Below are 16119 nucleotides of genomic sequence, written 5' to 3' on the forward strand. Positions count from 1 at the left end.
GGGGCGCCGGCGGGGCCGGCCATCCGCGTCAGCCGTACAGCAGATGTTCGACGAGCTGGATCCAGTGCGCGACCGGAATCTGCGTGCCGCTTTGCAGGTGCGCGATGCAGCCGACGTTGCCGGACACGATCATCTGCGGCTCGAGTGCCTGCAGCTTCAGCAGCTTCTGCTTGCGCAGCCGGTACGACAGCGACGGCTGCGTCAGCGAATAGGTGCCGGCCGAGCCGCAGCACAGATGGCTGTCGGCCGGCAGCCGGACGTCGATGCCGAGCGTCTCGAGCAGGCGCTCGACCTTGCCGCGCGACTGCTGGCCGTGCTGCAGCGTGCACGGCGGGTGGTACGCGACGGTATGGATCGCGCGGCGCCGCGCGAGCGTCGCGATCTCGGCCTCGAACGCGAGCAGCACGTCGGAGATGTCGCGCGTCAGCGCGACGATGCGCTGCGCCTTCTCCGCATAGGCCGGATCGTCGCGCAGCAGGTGCGCGTATTCGAGCACCGTCGCGCCGCAGCCCGTTGCGTTCATCACGATCGCTTCGGCGCCTTGCTCGACGTACGGCCACCACGCGTCGATGTTGCGGCGCGCGTCGTCGAGCGCCTCGTCGTGATAGTTCAGGTGCAGGCGGATCGCGCCGCAGCAGCCCGCGTCGGGCGCGACGATCGTCTCGACCCCGAGCGCGTCGAGCACGCGCGCGGTCGCGATGTTGATGTTCGGCAGCATCGACGGCTGCACGCAGCCGGCGAGCATCAGCATCTTGCGCGAATGGGGGCGCTGCGGCCATTCGAGCAGCCGCGTGCGCGGCGGCACCTTGTCGCGCAGCCGTTTCGGCAAGAGCGGCCGCATGTGCTGGCCGAGCCGCATGAGCGGCGAGAACAGCGCCGCGTTCGGCACGAGGCTGGCGAGCACGCGGCGCACGAGCCGTTGCTGCACGGGGCGCTGCACTTGCGCCTCGACGTGCTTGCGGCCGATTTCGACGAGCCGGCCGTACTGGACACCCGACGGGCAGGTCGTCTCGCAGCTGCGGCAGGTGAGGCAGCGGTCGAGGTGCTGCTGCGTGCTGCGCGTGACGGGCGCGCCTTCGACCATCTGCTTGATCAGGTAGATGCGGCCGCGCGGGCCGTCGAGTTCGTCGCCGAGCAGCTGATAGGTCGGGCACGTCGCGGTGCAGAAGCCGCAATGCACGCACTTGCGCAGGATCGCGTCGGCCTCGTCGCCGTCGGGCGTATTGCGGATGAAATCGGCGAGGTTCGTTTGCATCGATCTTAGGGTCTGTTTATATATGGAACGCGCATGCGTTGCCACGAGAACGGCCGCTCGCGAGGCGCGTGACGCCGCGAATACTGGCGTATTCGCAAGGAGCGCAACGCGGCGAGCGGCCGTTCTCGTGGCAACCCCTAATCAAAAGATTCATTCCACGGGAATGCCCGAAATCGCCCGTATGGCGGCGTCGCTCGTCGCTTGTTTGGCTCGGCCAAACGGCGCTCCTCACTTCTTGCCCTACGCGCGATTTCGGGCATTCGCATGTGCGTTCCATATATAAACAGACCCTAAAGATCAGGGTAAAGCCGGCCGCGATTGAAGATGCGCGCGGGATCGAACGCAGCCTTCAGCCCGCGGTGAATCTTCATCAGCGGCGCGGGCAGCGGCGTGAACACGCCCGCGCTGCGGTCGTACGACTCGCCCGCGCGGAACAGCGTCGCATGGCCGCCGGCCTGCTTTGCGCTCATGCGCACCGTCTGCGCGTCGGCGTCGGTGATCCACCAGCGCTGCGCGCCGCCCCATTCCATCAGCTGGGTGCCGGGCAGGTGCATCGGTTCGGTGATCGACGGCAGCGCGAGCCGCCACAGCGCATAGCCGGGCGGGATGCCGTTGAAGAACGGGTCGGTGTGCTCGCGCACGCCGGCCCAGAAGCGCTCGGCCTCGACCGCGTCGACGACTTCGCCGCCGAGCAGCGTCTTCGCCGATTTCACGGCCGCCTCGGCGCCCGACAGCCGCAGCACGAGCGTGCCGTTGCGCCACGCGCTCGCGCTGACGGGCAGCGGATGGCCGCCCCATTCGTTGAGCTTGCGCACCGCGTCGGTCGCGGTCATCTCGAACTTCAGCGTGACTTCGGCGACGGGCACCGGCAGCACCTTGATCGACAGCTCGAGCATCAGCCCGAGCGTGCCGAGCGAGCCGGCCATCAGCCGCGACACGTCGTAGCCGGCGACGTTCTTCACGACCTGCCCGCCGAAGCGCAGCGCTTCGCCGCGGCCGTTCATCAGCGTGACGCCGAGCACGAAATCGCGCGGCGCGCCGCAGGTCGCGCGGCGCGGCCCCGCGAGGCCCGCCGCGACGCAGCCGCCGACGGTGGCCGCGCGGCCGAAGTGAGGCGGCTCGAACGGCAGCATCTGGCCGCACTCGGCGAGGACGGCTTCAAGCTGCGCGAGCGGCGTGCCCGCGCGGACCGTGACGACGAGTTCGGCCGGGTCGTACGACACGACGCCCTGAAACGCACGCGTGTCGAGTATTTCGCCGTCCAGCGTCTGGCCGTACCAGTCCTTGGTGCCGCCGCCGCGAATCCGCAGCGGCCGGCCGTCGGCACTGGCGGCACGGATGCGCTCGGCCCATCCGGCGACGATGTCGTCCTCTTCCATGTTGTATTGCTGCCTCGTTGTTGTCCGGTCGATTGTACCGGGGTGGCGCGAATCCACATCGCGACTATCCCTAAGCCACGCATGACGAATGCATGCGGGCGTCGCCGCGCGCACGGCCGGCGCGGGCAGGGCGGCACATCGCGGCCCGCGCGGCGGCACGGGCCGCGCACCGCGCGGCGCTCAGAAACGCGGCAGGTCGGGGTGCGGCAGCAGCCCTCCGCGCACGTGCTGGCGGCCGTATTCGGCGCAGCGCGCGCGGGTCGGGATGCCCTTGTCGGGATTGAGCAGCCCGGCCGGATCGAACGCGCGCTTGACCGCGAAGAACGCATCGCGCTCCTGCGGCGAGAACTGCACGCACATCGAATTCAGCTTTTCGATGCCGACGCCGTGCTCGCCCGTCACGCTGCCGCCGAATTCCACGCAGCATTCGAGTATTTCCGCGCCGAACTGCTCGGCGCGGTGCAGCTCGTCCGGATCGTTCGCGTTGTAGAGAATCAGCGGATGCATGTTGCCGTCGCCGGCATGGAACACGTTGATGCAGCGCAGCCCGTAGCGTGTCTCGAGCTGCTCGATGCGGGCGAGCAGCGGGCCGATCGCACGGCGCGGCACGGTGCCGTCCATGCAGTAATAGTCGGCGGAAATGCGCCCGGCGGCCGGGAACGCGTTCTTGCGGCCGGACCAGAAGCGCAGCCGCTCGCTTTCGTTGCGGGACACCTGGATGCGCGTCGCGCCATGCTCGCGCAGCACGGCCGTCATGCGGACGATTTCCTCCGCGACTTCTTCGGGCGTGCCGTCCGATTCGCACAGCAGGATCGCCTTCGCGTCGAGGTCGTAGCCCGCGTGCGTGAATGCCTCGACGGCCTGGGTGGCCGGCTTGTCCATCATTTCCAGCCCCGCCGGGATGATGCCCGACGCGATGATCGCGGCGACAGCCTCTCCGCCCTTCACGACATCGTCGAAGCTCGCCATGACGAGCTGTGCGGTCTGCGGTTTCGGGATCAGCTTCACCGTGATTTCGGTGACGATCGCGAACATCCCTTCGCTGCCGATCATCACCGCGAGCAGGTCGAGGCCCGGCGCGTCGAGACCGAGCGAGCCGAATTCGACGACCTCGCCGTCGATCGTGACCGCGCGCACGCGCATCACGTTGTGCACCGTCAGCCCGTATTTCAGGCAATGGACGCCGCCGGAATTTTCGGCGACGTTGCCGCCGATCGTGCAGGCGATCTGCGACGAAGGATCGGGGGCGTAGTACAGCCCGTAAGGCGCGGCGGCTTCCGAAATCGCGAGGTTGCGCACGCCGGGCTGCACGGTGGCCGTGCGCGCGTACGGATCGACCTCGACGATGCGCGTGAAGCGCGCGAGCGACAGCACGACGCCGTTCGCGATCGGCAGCGCGCCGCCGGACAGGCTCGTGCCGGCGCCGCGCGGCACGATCGGCACTTCCATGCGGCGGCAGATCTGCACGATCCGCTGCACCTGCGATTCGGTTTCGGGTAGCGCGACCGCGAGCGGCAGCCGGCGGTACGCCGACAGGCCGTCGCATTCGTACGGCGCGGTGTCTTCGTCGCGGAACAGCAGGCAATGCGTCGGCAGCACGGCCATCAGCGCCTGCACGACTTCGCGCTGGCGCTGCGCGCGGGTCGCGCTCGACAGTTCGACGGAAGCGTTCATTGGGTCTCCAGCCGGGGCGCGGCGGCGCGCCGCCGTGTCAGCACGTGAAGATCTTGCCGGGATTCATCAGGTTGCGCGGATCGAGCGCCAGCTTGATCGCGCGCATCGCATCGATCGCGTTGTCGCCGTGCTCCTTCGGCAGGAAGCGCATCTTGTGCAGCCCGACGCCGTGTTCGCCGGTGCAGGTGCCGCCGAGGCGCAGCGCGCGCTCGACGATCCGGTCGTTGATGCGTTCGGCTTCGTCGATTTCCTCGGGCCTGTCGGGATCGATCAGGATCGCGACGTGGAAATTGCCGTCGCCGACGTGGCCGACGATCGGGCAGGGCAGCGACGATGCGCGCAGGTCGATCTCGGTTTCCTCGACGCACGCGGCGAGCTGCGAGATCGGCACGCACACGTCGGTCGTCACCGCGCGGCAGCCGGGCTTCAGCTGCAGCATCGCGAAGTACGCGTTGTGGCGCGCGGCCCAGAGCCGCGTGCGGTCCTCGGGGCGGGTCGCCCATTCGAAGCCCTGGCCGTTGTTCTGGCCCGCGAGCGCCTGCACGAGCTCGGCCTGTTCCTTCACGCCGGCCTCGGTGCCGTGGAATTCGAAGAACAGCGTCGGCGCTTCGGCGAGCGTCAGGTTCGAATGGCGGTTGATCGAGCGCACCGCGAGCGCGTCGACGAATTCGACGCGCGCGATCGGCACGCCGATCTGGATCGTTTCGATCACCGTGCGCACCGCGTCGCCCATCGACGGGAACGTGCAGATCGCGGCCGACACGGCTTCGGGCAGCGGATGCAGGCGCAGCGTGATCTCGGTGATCACGCCGAGCGTGCCTTCGGAGCCGACGAACAGGCGCGTGAGGTCGTAGCCGGCGGACGACTTGCGCGCGCGCGAGCCCGTCTTCACGACGCGGCCGTCGGCGAGCACGGCGGTCAGGCCGAGCACGTTCTCGCGCATGGTTCCGTAGCGCACGGCGTTGGTGCCCGATGCGCGGGTCGCGGTCATCCCGCCGATGCTGGCGTCGGCGCCCGGATCGATCGGGAAGAACAGGCCGGTGTCGCGCAGCGCTTCGTTGAGCGCCTTGCGCGTGATGCCCGGTTCGACCGTGACCGTCAGGTCTTCCGCGTTGATCGACAGCACACGGTTCATTTCCGACAGGTCGAGCGAGACGCCGCCGCGCACCGCGAGCAGATGGCCTTCGAGCGACGAGCCGGCGCCGTACGGGATCAGCGGCACGCTGTAGAGCGCGCACAGCGACACGACTTGGCGGACTTCATCGGCGTTGCGGGCGAACACGACGGCGTCGGGCAGTTGCGGATCGAACGGCGATTCGTCGCGGCCGTGATGGGCGCGGACGGCGTCGGCGGTCGACACGCGCTCGCCGAAGGCGGCGCGCAGCGCATCGAGCATGGCGGGGGGCAGCGGGCGGCGCGTGGTGGCCGGCGGGGCAGGGTGATTCACGAATGTCTCCTGACGACTGCTTGTCAAACCTTCGGCCCATTCTACGCTGGAACGCCCGCTGCGCCCGCCGCCGCGGGCTGCGATAATCGCGTACCAACCCAACCGGGCCGCATCGCGGCCGCGCACGAGAGGACATTCGCATGGGCAACCGCTTGAGCAAGATCGCGACGCGCACGGGCGACGACGGCACCACCGGCCTCGGCGACGGCCGGCGCATCGGCAAGGACGACGCGCGGATCGCCGCGATCGGCGACGTCGACGAACTGAACTCGAATCTCGGCGTGCTGCTCGCCGAGACGCTGCCGGACGACGTGCGCACGGCGCTCGTCACGATCCAGCACGACCTGTTCGATCTCGGCGGCGAGCTGTGCATTCCCGGCCATGCGGTGCTCGACGACACGCACCTCGCGCGCCTCGACACGTGGCTGGCCGACTACAACGCGACGCTGCCGCCGCTGAAGGAATTCATTCTGCCGGCCGGCTCGCGCGCGGCGTCGCTCGCGCACGTCTGCCGGACGGTGTGCCGCCGCGCGGAGCGCTCGATCGTCGCGCTCGGGCGCACCGATACGCTCAATGACGCGCCGCGGCGTTACGTGAACCGGCTGTCGGACCTGCTGTTCGTGCTGGCGCGTGTGCTGAACCGCGCGGATGGCGGCTCGGACGTGCTGTGGGAGCGCGGGCGCGTCCGCTGACCCCCGGCGTCGTGTTTCCGCACTGCGACAATTTGCCCGACGGACGTCTGTTTTTAAAGATGTATCGTAAGCGCATGTTTAACGGAGAACGACATGACCCACATCACCGCTGACCAGATGGCTCGCGTGAAGGCCACTGCCCCTGTCCTCGCCGTGCACGGCGCGACGATCACGAAGCATTTCTACCAGCGCATGTTCGCGCGGCATCCGGAACTGAAGAACCTGTTCAACCAGACGCACCAGAAGACCGGCAGCCAGCCGGAAACGCTCGCGAAGGCGGTCTATGCGTATGCGGCGAACATCGACAACCTCGGCGCGCTCGGCGGGGCGGTGTCGCACATCGCGCACAAGCACGCGAGCCTGAACATCCGCCCCGAGCATTACCCGATCGTCGGCGAGAACCTGCTCGCGTCGATCGTCGAAGTGCTCGGCGATGCGGTCGACGCCGAGACGCTCGAGGCATGGCGCGTCGCGTACGGCCAGCTCGCGCAGATCCTGATCGGCGCCGAGGCCGACCTGTACGCGGGCGCCGCGTGGAGCGGCTTCCGTCCGTTCAAGGTTGCCCGCAAGGTGCGTGAGAGCGACGAGATCACGTCGTTCTACCTGACGCCCGCCGACGGCGGCGACGCGCCGACCTTCGCGCCCGGCCAGTACGTCACGGTGAAGCGCTTCGTCGGCGATCTCGGCGTCGATCAGCCGCGCCAGTACAGCCTGTCCGACGCGCCGCACGGCAAGTGGCTGCGCATCTCGGTGAAGCGCGAGGCCGGCCAGCCGGAAGCGATCCCGGCCGGCAAGGTGTCGACGCTGATGCATGACGGCGTGGAGGAGGGCGCAATCGTCGAGGTGACCTCGCCGATGGGCGAATTCTCGCTGAAGCGCGGCGTCGATACGCCGGTCGTGCTGATCTCGGGCGGCGTCGGGCTCACGCCGATGGTGTCGATGGCCTCGACGCTGGTCGGCGAAGGCAGCACGCGTGAAGTACGGTTCGTCCACGCATGCCGGTCGGGCGCGGTGCATGCGTTCCGCGACTGGCTGAACGATACGGTGCGCGAACACGCGAACGTCAAGCGCACGGTGCTGTACGAGCTGGTCGGCCCGAACGATCGCGTCGGCATCGATCACGACCTCGAAGGGCGCCTGACGCCGGAACGCGTGAAGCAATACGCGCTGGTTGCGGATGCCGACTACTACATTTGCGGCCCGATCGCGTTCATGAAGGCGCAACGCGATGCGCTGGTCGCGCTCGGCGTCGCGCCGGAACGCATCAACACCGAGATCTTCGGCTCGGGCGCGCTCGAATGAGGATCCGACGGCGGCTGCTCGCACATGAAGAAGCCCGGCGCAAGCCGGGCTTCGTTTCTTGCGGCGCAGGCCGGAGCCCGCAGGCGGCATGTGCCGCCTCGGGCCCGCCGGCGATCAGTTCCCGCTGCCGCGCGCGACGCGGCGTGCCTTCACCGATTCCGCGAGGCCTTCGAGCACCTTCACGCTGTCGTCCCACGCGATGCACGCGTCGGTGATGCTCTGGCCGTAGGTCAGCGGGCAGCCTTCCTTCAGGTCCTGGCGCCCCTCGACGAGGTGCGACTCGATCATCACGCCGACGATGCGCTCGTCGCCGGCCGCGACCTGGCGGCCGATGTCCGCGCACACGGGAATCTGGTTCTCGTGCTTCTTCGAGCTGTTCGCGTGGCTCGCGTCGATCATCAGGCGCGCGGCGAGGCCGGCCTTGCCGATGTCCGCGCACGCGGCGTTCACGCTGTCCGCGTCGTAGTTCGGCGTCTTGCCGCCGCGCAGGATCACGTGGCAGTCCTCGTTGCCGGCCGTCGACACGATCGCCGAATGGCCGCCCTTCGTCACCGACAGGAAATGGTGCGGCTGCGATGCGGCCTTGATCGCGTCGACCGCGATCTTCACGTTGCCGTCGGTGCCGTTCTTGAAGCCGACCGGGCACGACAGCCCCGACGCCAGCTCGCGGTGCACCTGCGACTCGGTCGTGCGCGCGCCGATCGCGCCCCACGAGATCAGGTCGGCGATGTACTGCGGGCTGATCATGTCGAGGTATTCGGTCGCGGCCGGCAGCCCCATCTCGTTGATCTGCAGCAGCAGCTCGCGCGCGGTGCGCAGCCCTTCGTTGATCTTGAAGCTGTTGTCGAGGTGCGGATCGTTGATGAGCCCCTTCCAGCCGACCGTCGTGCGCGGCTTCTCGAAGTACACGCGCATCACGATTTCCAGTTCGCCCTTGAAGCGCTCGCGCTCCTTCACGAGCCGCCCCGCGTACTCGATCGCCGCCTTCGTATCGTGGATCGAGCACGGCCCGATCACGACGATCAGCCGGTCGTCCATCCCGTGCAGGATGCGGTGCATCGACTGGCGCGAGTTGTAGATCAGCTCGGACGCGGCCTCGGAGCACGCGAATTCGCGGATCAGGTGGGCGGGCGGCGTCAGTTCCTTGAGTTCGCGGATGCGGACGTCGTCGGTGTTGTGCGGGGGCATGCTGTTTCTCCTGGTTTTGCGGGCGCCGTTCGGTCAGTGCGCGTGCGGCAGATTCATCGATTCAAGCGATTCAGTGATTTCGGTCGGGGCCGCGGGATCCGCTGCGGCGGCGACCGGGTGGCGAAGGGCGAAAAAAAACCGCCGGGTTCGCCGGCGGTTTTTTCGGGAATTTCGGTTGCGCTTCACGCGCCATCAACCCTCTCGATCCGCCAGCGGTCTGAGATGCCAAAAAAAGTAAAAATAAAACTTGGCGGACATGACGGAGATTCGGTTCGTCAAAAAAGTTGATTCGGAATTTATACCCGGTCGCCGCGTCGCTGGCAACCGGGGGTGCTCAAAAATGCGGAGAATCCGCGCGCTTTTGCCAAAATGCGCGGATTGTATGCGCCGCGATGCGGTTATGCCGTACCGCCGACCGTCATCTTGTCGATCCGCAGGGTCGGCTGGCCGACGCCCACCGGCACGCTCTGGCCTTCCTTGCCGCACACGCCGACGCCCGAGTCGAGCGACATGTCGTTGCCGATCATGCTCACGTACTTCAGCGATTCCGGGCCGCTGCCGATCAGCGTCGCGCCCTTCACCGGGTAGGTGATCTTGCCGTTCTCGATCATGTACGCCTCGGACGCCGAGAACACGAACTTGCCGTTCGTGATGTCGACCTGGCCGCCGCCGAAGTTCACCGCGTACAGGCCGTTCTTCACCGACGCGATGATTTCCTGCGGATCCTTGTCGCCGTTCAGCATGTACGTGTTGGTCATGCGCGGCATCGGCAGCGCCGCGTACGACTCGCGCCGCGCGTTGCCGGTGACGGGCATCTTCATCAGGCGCGCGTTCAGCGTGTCCTGGATGTAGCCCTTCAGGATGCCGTCCTCGATCAGCGTCGTGCACTGCGTCGGGTTGCCTTCGTCGTCGATGTTCAGCGAGCCGCGGCGGTTCGGCAGCGTGCCGTCGTCGACCACCGTCACGCCCTTCGCGGCGACCTGCTCGCCGATCCGGCCGGCGAACGCCGACGAACCCTTGCGGTTGAAGTCGCCCTCGAGGCCGTGGCCGATCGCCTCGTGCAGCAGCACGCCCGGCCAGCCCGGCCCGAGCACGACGGTCATCGCGCCGGCCGGCGCGGGGCGCGCGTCGAGGTTGACGAGCGCCGCGTGCACGGCGTCGTCGACGTAGCGCGACAGCACTTCGTCGGTGAAGTAGCCGTAGTCGAAGCGGCCGCCGCCGCCGCCGGAGCCGATCTCGCGGCGGCCGTTCTGTTCGGCGATCACCGTGACCGACACGCGCACGAGCGGGCGGATGTCGGCCGCGAGCGCGCCGTCGCTGCGCGCGACCAGCACGACGTCGTATTCGCCGGCGAGGCCCGCCATCACCTGCGTGACGCGCGGGTCGCGCCCGCGCGCCATCTGCTCGATGCGCTCGAGCAGCTTGACCTTCGCGGTCGCGTCGAGCGACGCGAGCGGATCGGACGGCAGGTACAGGTCGCGGCCCGAGATGCCCTTCAGGGACGTCGCCGCCTTGATCTTCTGGCGGCCGCCGCCGGCCGCCGCGATCGCCTTGGTGGCCGCGGCCGCCTGCGCGATGGCTTCCGGCGACAGGTCGTCCGAGTAGGCGAACGCGGTGCGGTCGCCCGCGACCGCGCGCACGCCGACGCCCTGGTCGATGCTGAAGCTGCCCGACTTCACGATGCCTTCCTCGAGGCTCCACGCTTCGCTGCGGGTCGCCTGGAAGTACAGGTCGGCGTAGTCGACGCGATGCGTGAAGATGTCGGCGATCGTGCGCGTGAGCAGGCTCTCGTCGAGGCCGTACGGCGTGAGGAGGATGTCCTTCGCCAGCGCAAGATTGCGGATGCCGGGTTCGATGATGTTCATGCGGGTATCGAGGGTTCTCAAAAAGTTGTCGGGTGCGTTCTGGGCAGATGGGTTGGCCGGGCGGCGTTTCAAGCGCCGGGCGGTTCAGCGGTTCAGGCCAGCACGCGATGCCGCCACGCGGGCAGGCTCTGGCGCACGTCGGCGATGCGCTGCGGATCGAGCGCGCCGGTCACGACGCTCGCGCCTTCGTCGCGGACCGCGACGATCTCGCCCCACGGGTCGATCAGCATGCTGTGGCCCCAGGTGCGCCGGCCGTTCTCGTGCTTGCCGCCTTGCGCGGCCGCGAGCACGTAGCACTGGTTCTCCACGGCCCGCGCGCGCAGCAGCATTTCCCAGTGCGCGCGGCCCGTCGTATACGTAAACGCCGACGGCACGACGATCAGCGCGCAGTCGCCCATCCTGCGATACAGCTCCGGAAAGCGCAGATCGTAACAGACCGACAGGCCGACCCGCCCGAACGGCGCGTCGAACGCGACGACCGTGTCGCCCGCGCGGATCGTGCGCGCCTCGTCGAACGATTCGTCGCCTTTCTCGAAGTTGAACAGGTGGATCTTGTCGTAGCGGGCGGCTTCCTGGCCGTTCGGGTCGAACACGAGCGTCGTGTTCAGCACGCGATCGGGCTCCGGCGCCTTCAGCGGCAGCGTGCCGCCGATCACCCAGATGCCGTGACGGTGCGCGGCCTCCGACAGGAAGCGCTGGATCGGGCCGTCGCGGTAGGGTTCGGCGAGCGCGAGCTTGTCGGTGTCGCGATGGCCCATGAAGCAGAAATACTCGGGCAGCAGTACGAGCTGCGCGCCGTCGCCGGCCGCTTCCGCGATCAGGCGGCCGGCTTCGGCGAGATTGCGTGCGACGTCCGGCGTGCTCACCATCTGCAGCGCGGCGACCCGAAAGGGCGTGGCGAAACGGGTGTGATCGGTCATCGCTGGATCGGTTGCGTCATAAATGGGGTGCGGCCCGGCACCCTGCGCGCGTCAGTGGCTCGCCGCATCGGCCGGACCGTGATTCATCTTACCCTGATCGCCTCGCACCCGCTCGATGTGCGGATGCGCCCACGAGCCCGTGATCGCGTAGTCGAGCGCGAACGCGTGCGACAGCGTCTCCGACAGCGCGTAGTTCGCGGCGAGCACGCCGACACCCAGCAGCGGATTGATGATCGCGGCCGCGATTGCCGCCGTGCCGGCGCCGATCTTCGGCGCGACGTGCGCGTGCAGGTCCTGCGTCTCGGCGCCGAGGTCGACCGCGCCACGCACCGTCACGTTCGCCGGTGCCGTCGTCATCGAGAAGTCGTCGGTGCGCGCGATCCCGTTCGAGATCCGGCTGGTGCCCGTGATCTTGTCGAACGGCAGTCCCTTGCCGATCACGTCACGGAAATTCAGCGTCAGGAAGCGGGCGAGGCTCTGCAGGCTCAGCACGCCGAGCAGTTTCGCGGCACCCGGATCGACCTTCAGGATCTGGCCGTGTTCCAGGTCGAGCGCGACCTGGCCGCCGAGCGACGGCAGATCGACCGCGGTCGGGCCGCCGCGCCAGCCGACCTTGCCGGTCACGGTGCCGTGGCCGTTTGCAAGCGTGCGCGGCAGGCCGACGAGGTCGAGCAGCGCGCCCGCGTTGCCGACGTCGAGCTTGAAGTCGAACACGCTGCGGCGCGGCGCATCGTTTTCGTCGACGCCGCGGGCCAGCGCGCGGCGCGACGTGCGCCAGTTGCCGGTCGCCGTCAGCTTCGCGGCCGGGTTCGCCAGCTCGAACTTGTCGAGCTGCCACACCGGCGCGCCGTCTTCCTCGAGGTTGCGCGCGTTGACGACGAGCCTGCCGATGTCGTGATCGCGCGCGACGACCTGGTCGACGATCAGGTCGACCGACGGCATCGGCCGGTCGGTCGGCGTCGGCAGGTTCATCGCGCGGCCGACGAGGTCGTGCTGCGCGCTCTGCGGGATCACGAGCTTCGCGAGCCGCGCGTTCAGCACGCCCGCACCGTTGTGGCCGCCGCCCGGCGCCCACGACAGGTAGCCCGATACCTGGTTCGACGCGATGTTCGCCTGCCACAGCTCGTCGACGTGCGACGCGCCGATGATCACGTTTTCCCAGTTGCGCTTGAGCAGCTTCAGCGTGCCGAAGTGGAGCGCGAAGCGCTTCGGCGTGAAGCTCGCGACGTCGACGCGCGGCGCGGCCTGCGGCTCCGGCGCGCGCGGCGTGTCGTGCTGCAGCGTGCGGGCGAGCGCGAGCCAGGCGTCGGCATCCAGTTCGTCGACGTCGACGGCGGCGCTCACGCCGTCCTGCGGCAGATCGGGCATCCGGTGGATGCCCATCGCGCCGCGCACCGCGCGCAGCGGCTGGCCCGACGTGGCGTCGAGCAGGTAGGTCGCAGACACGGGCCCGAGCGTCAGGTCGGCATGCTCGAGGCGCTTGCCGCCGGCCTGGGCGGCCGGCTGCAGTGTGAAGCGGAACGGCATCGGCGTGCCGGCCGGTTTCGCGAACGGCGCCGGGAAATTCAGCGCGACGCCCGTCAGGTCGGAATGCGCGGTGACCTCCGGCAGGCGGCCCGGCGCGCCGCGCACGGCGAGCTGGTACGGCGCGTCGCCGACCACGTGCTCGAGCAGCGCCGCGGCCGTGCCGCGCAGGTTCAGGCCGCGCGCGGCGTCGAGCGCGAGCTTGCCGTCGACGTCCACCGCGTATGGGCCGTGCGACTGGAAGTTGCCGTTCGCGCGCACCGGGCCGCCGAGGAAGCGCCCCGACAGCTCGTGCAGCGCCGCGCCGGCCTCGCTGAAGCGCACGCTGCCGCGCAGCGCGGACAGCGGCGGCACGCCGTCGGTCGACAGCGTGTTGCCGCCGAACGCGAGCGTGCCCTCGACGTGCGTATGCGGATGCGGAACGTGCTGCGGAATCGTGATCTTGAGCGCGAGCGCCGCGGGCCCCTGCGCATCGATCCGCTGGCCGATGTGCCCGCTCATCGCGCCGAGCGAGCTGTTGTCCGCGTAGTCGATCAGGTCCGCGAGCGGGCCTTGCGCATGGCCGTCGATGACGAGCGGCGACTTCGATGGATTGCCGAGATCGTCGATCCGGCCGGCGACCTTCGTCAGCGCGACGCGCTTGTAGTGCGCGCGCGCGATGTCGAAGCGCAGCTTGTTCTGCGCGAGCTCGAACACGCCGTCGATTCCGTCGAGTGCGGGCCAGATGCTCGGCGTGCCGTTCGCGAGCTTGCGCGGCGGGTACGGCGTCGGCTCGAAGCGCCCGCCGGTGAACGGCGCGACGATGTGGAACACGCCGGCGTCCGGCTCGTGTTCGAACGGGAATTTCTCGAGCGGGCCGCGGGCGACGATCGAGGCTCCCTTGGTCACCTGGCCGTCCTGCAGCGCATGGCCGAGATAGTCGCGCAGGTGCTCGGACATCCCGGTCGGCAGGTAGCGCGGAATGCGCGCAACCGACGCGCGCGCGAAATCCGCGCGCAGGTCGAGCGAGCCGCGGCCGTGGCCGGGGTTCGTGTACGTCCCCGACACCGCGATTTCCGCGTCGGGGTTCGCGACGAACAGGTCGGGCAACGTCACGTCGACGCGCGCGTGCTTCTCGCCCGGCGCCGGCGTGATCACCCATTTCGCGTTGCCGCGCAGCCGGTCGAAGGTCAGGCGCGGCTCGTCGAATTCGCCGGGCACCGTGACCGCCGCATTGACCGTGTCGAAGTGCGCGCTGCCGCCGGTTTCGTTCGCGTCGATGTGGCCCCACAAATTCTCGACGCCCGGCCAGCCGGCGCGCGGGTGACCGCGCGGGGAAAGACCCGGCGGCGGCTCCTGCGCGGCGACGCTGATGCCCTGCAGATCGCCGAGGAAGCGGTAGCGGACGATCGGCGCGGCGCCCATGCGCCGCTCTTCGTCGGCCAGGTCGGGCCGCGCCGGCTTCGCGCGTTCGACCTCGATGTGATAGTTCGACACCATCCCGCGCGGGTCGAGCTTGATCAGCTCGTTGCGCAGCCGCGCGGGCAGCGGCAGCCCGCGGATGAACTCGCTGAGGATGCCGAGATCGACGCGGTCGCCGACGACGCTGAGCAGCTGCCCCTGGTCGGCGGTCGGCACGCGGTAGCGGGCGGTCAGCGTCGACAGCGCGAGCGAACGGGCGAGCGGCGTGCCGTCCGGCAGCGGCGGCTGGCCGAGCTCCGCGTTGAAGCGCGTCAGGTGCAGCGTGTAGTCGTGGCCGGCGTCCAGCGCCATGTCCCAGCCGAACCCGACCGTCGGCACGTCGAGGCGCGGCTGGGTCGGCCGGACGCGCAGCACGACGTCGGCGCCCTGCAGGTCGCCGCCCGCGGAGCGCAGGTGGCCGTCCTGGAAGGTCGCCCAGATCGCGTTGTCGATCCGGCCCGCGTGGATCGTGAGCGGAATGTCGAGATAGCGGCCGAGCGTCTGCAGGTCGACCGGGCCGGTCGACAGGTACGCGTCGCCGGTCCAGTTCGTCGGCTTGCCGATCGGCGCGAGCGGCTTGTGGCGGAAACGCGCGCGGAAATCGAGCGGGCCGAGCAGCAGCGTGCCGTTCGCGGGCGCCTGCAGCGCGGCCTTGTGCTCGCGGCCGTGGTTGAGCACCGCGAGGCGGATGCCGGACAGCGCGAGTTCCGGTGCGTCGTGCTGCGCGTCGCGCCAGCGCAGCGTGCCGTTGCGCAGCACGATCGCTTCCTGCTTCAGCAGCCACGTGCCGAACGTGTCGTTGCCGCCATGGGTGGTCGCGACGCCGACGCCCGCGACGCTCAGCGAGCCGTCGGCGGCGCGCGCGACGACGAGGTCGGGATGGTCGACGATCAGGCTCGACAGCGCAGGCGACAGCCGCAGCAGCGACATCCACGACAGCGCTGCCGTCGCGTGCGGGACCGACAGCGCGATCTGGCCGTCACGGCCGCGAATGGTGAGGTTGGCGACTTCGACGCCCGGCTGCATGCCGGACCAGTGCGGAGACAGCTTGCCGATCGAAAGCTGTGCGTGCAGCTTGTCGGACACCGCGCGCTCGATGCGCGGGCGGTACTCGTCGATGCGCGGCAGCAGCACGTAGCGCATCCCGAGGAACACGCCGGACGCGACGAAGTACGTGCCGATCCCGACTGCCAGCGTCACCCTGAACACGCGACGCAGGACCGGATGATCGTGCTTCGGAGGTCCCGCTTCGGGCTCAGCTACGGCGGATTCCTGACGGTCGGACATGCGGCGGAAGGGCGGCGATATGGTAGTTTTGCAGACTGACGTTGAAATGTATCACACGGGTTCGTGCCGGCGGCCGTTGAGGCCGCACGGCACGGGCTTTCCGGCGCGCGGTTGTCGCGGCGGCGCACCCGCGTCGCGACACCGCG

Annotated in this window: 10 protein-coding genes; 2 read left to right on the top strand and 8 right to left on the bottom strand. The window is 69.2% G+C overall.

Annotated elements, in window-relative coordinates; all coding sequences use genetic code 11:
• Positions 1-28: 28 nt before the first annotated feature.
• From glcF to DIE04_RS05855, 4 genes are all read right to left on the bottom strand, one after another.
• Positions 29-1255 (bottom strand): glycolate oxidase subunit GlcF, encoded by a 1227-nt coding sequence (gene glcF / locus DIE04_RS05840; protein ID WP_044844030.1) that lies wholly within the window; start codon positions 1253-1255, stop codon positions 29-31.
• 290 nt (positions 1256-1545) lie between these two features.
• Positions 1546-2634: a glycolate oxidase subunit GlcE gene (gene glcE, locus DIE04_RS05845; protein ID WP_124487968.1), complete on the bottom strand. Its 1089-nt coding sequence runs from the start codon at positions 2632-2634 to the stop codon at positions 1546-1548.
• A 180-nt stretch (positions 2635-2814) separates the two neighbouring features.
• Positions 2815-4308, bottom strand: a complete 1494-nt coding sequence (locus tag DIE04_RS05850; RefSeq protein ID WP_044844032.1) for an FAD-linked oxidase C-terminal domain-containing protein — start codon at positions 4306-4308, stop codon at positions 2815-2817.
• A gap of 37 nt (positions 4309-4345) precedes the next feature.
• Complete coding sequence (locus DIE04_RS05855; protein ID WP_124487967.1) at positions 4346-5755, bottom strand: FAD-binding oxidoreductase; 1410 nt, start codon at positions 5753-5755, stop codon at positions 4346-4348.
• A gap of 140 nt (positions 5756-5895) precedes the next feature.
• Here DIE04_RS05855 and DIE04_RS05860 point away from each other — a divergent pair, with 140 nt between their 5' ends.
• A complete protein-coding gene (locus tag DIE04_RS05860; RefSeq protein ID WP_044844034.1) occupies positions 5896-6447 on the top strand; it encodes a cob(I)yrinic acid a,c-diamide adenosyltransferase in 552 nt (183 codons plus the stop codon).
• 93 nt (positions 6448-6540) lie between these two features.
• Positions 6541-7749, top strand: a complete 1209-nt coding sequence (gene hmpA, locus DIE04_RS05865; protein ID WP_124487966.1) for an NO-inducible flavohemoprotein — start codon at positions 6541-6543, stop codon at positions 7747-7749.
• Positions 7750-7863: 114 nt separating this feature from the next.
• Here hmpA and aroG read toward each other — a convergent pair whose 3' ends face one another.
• The 4 genes from aroG to DIE04_RS05890 all read right to left on the bottom strand — a co-directional run bounded on the left by aroG (position 7864) and on the right by DIE04_RS05890 (position 15973).
• Positions 7864-8937 carry a 3-deoxy-7-phosphoheptulonate synthase AroG gene (aroG, locus tag DIE04_RS05870; RefSeq protein ID WP_059465445.1) on the bottom strand — a complete coding sequence of 358 codons (1074 nt, stop codon included), beginning with the start codon at positions 8935-8937 and terminating at the stop codon, positions 7864-7866.
• Between the two features lie 398 nt (positions 8938-9335).
• The gene (tldD, locus tag DIE04_RS05880) at positions 9336-10802 is read right to left on the bottom strand and encodes a metalloprotease TldD (protein WP_059451318.1); all 1467 of its coding nucleotides are present in this window, start codon (positions 10800-10802) and stop codon (positions 9336-9338) included.
• Positions 10803-10894: 92 nt separating this feature from the next.
• Positions 10895-11722, bottom strand: a complete 828-nt coding sequence (locus tag DIE04_RS05885; protein ID WP_124487965.1) for a carbon-nitrogen hydrolase family protein — start codon at positions 11720-11722, stop codon at positions 10895-10897.
• 51 nt (positions 11723-11773) lie between these two features.
• Positions 11774-15973 carry a YhdP family protein gene (locus tag DIE04_RS05890; RefSeq protein WP_124487964.1) on the bottom strand — a complete coding sequence of 1400 codons (4200 nt, stop codon included), beginning with the start codon at positions 15971-15973 and terminating at the stop codon, positions 11774-11776.
• Positions 15974-16119: the final 146 nt, after the last annotated feature.

The sequence above is a fragment of the Burkholderia sp. Bp8994 genome (genome assembly GCF_003853805.1).
Lineage (GTDB): Bacteria > Pseudomonadota > Gammaproteobacteria > Burkholderiales > Burkholderiaceae > Burkholderia.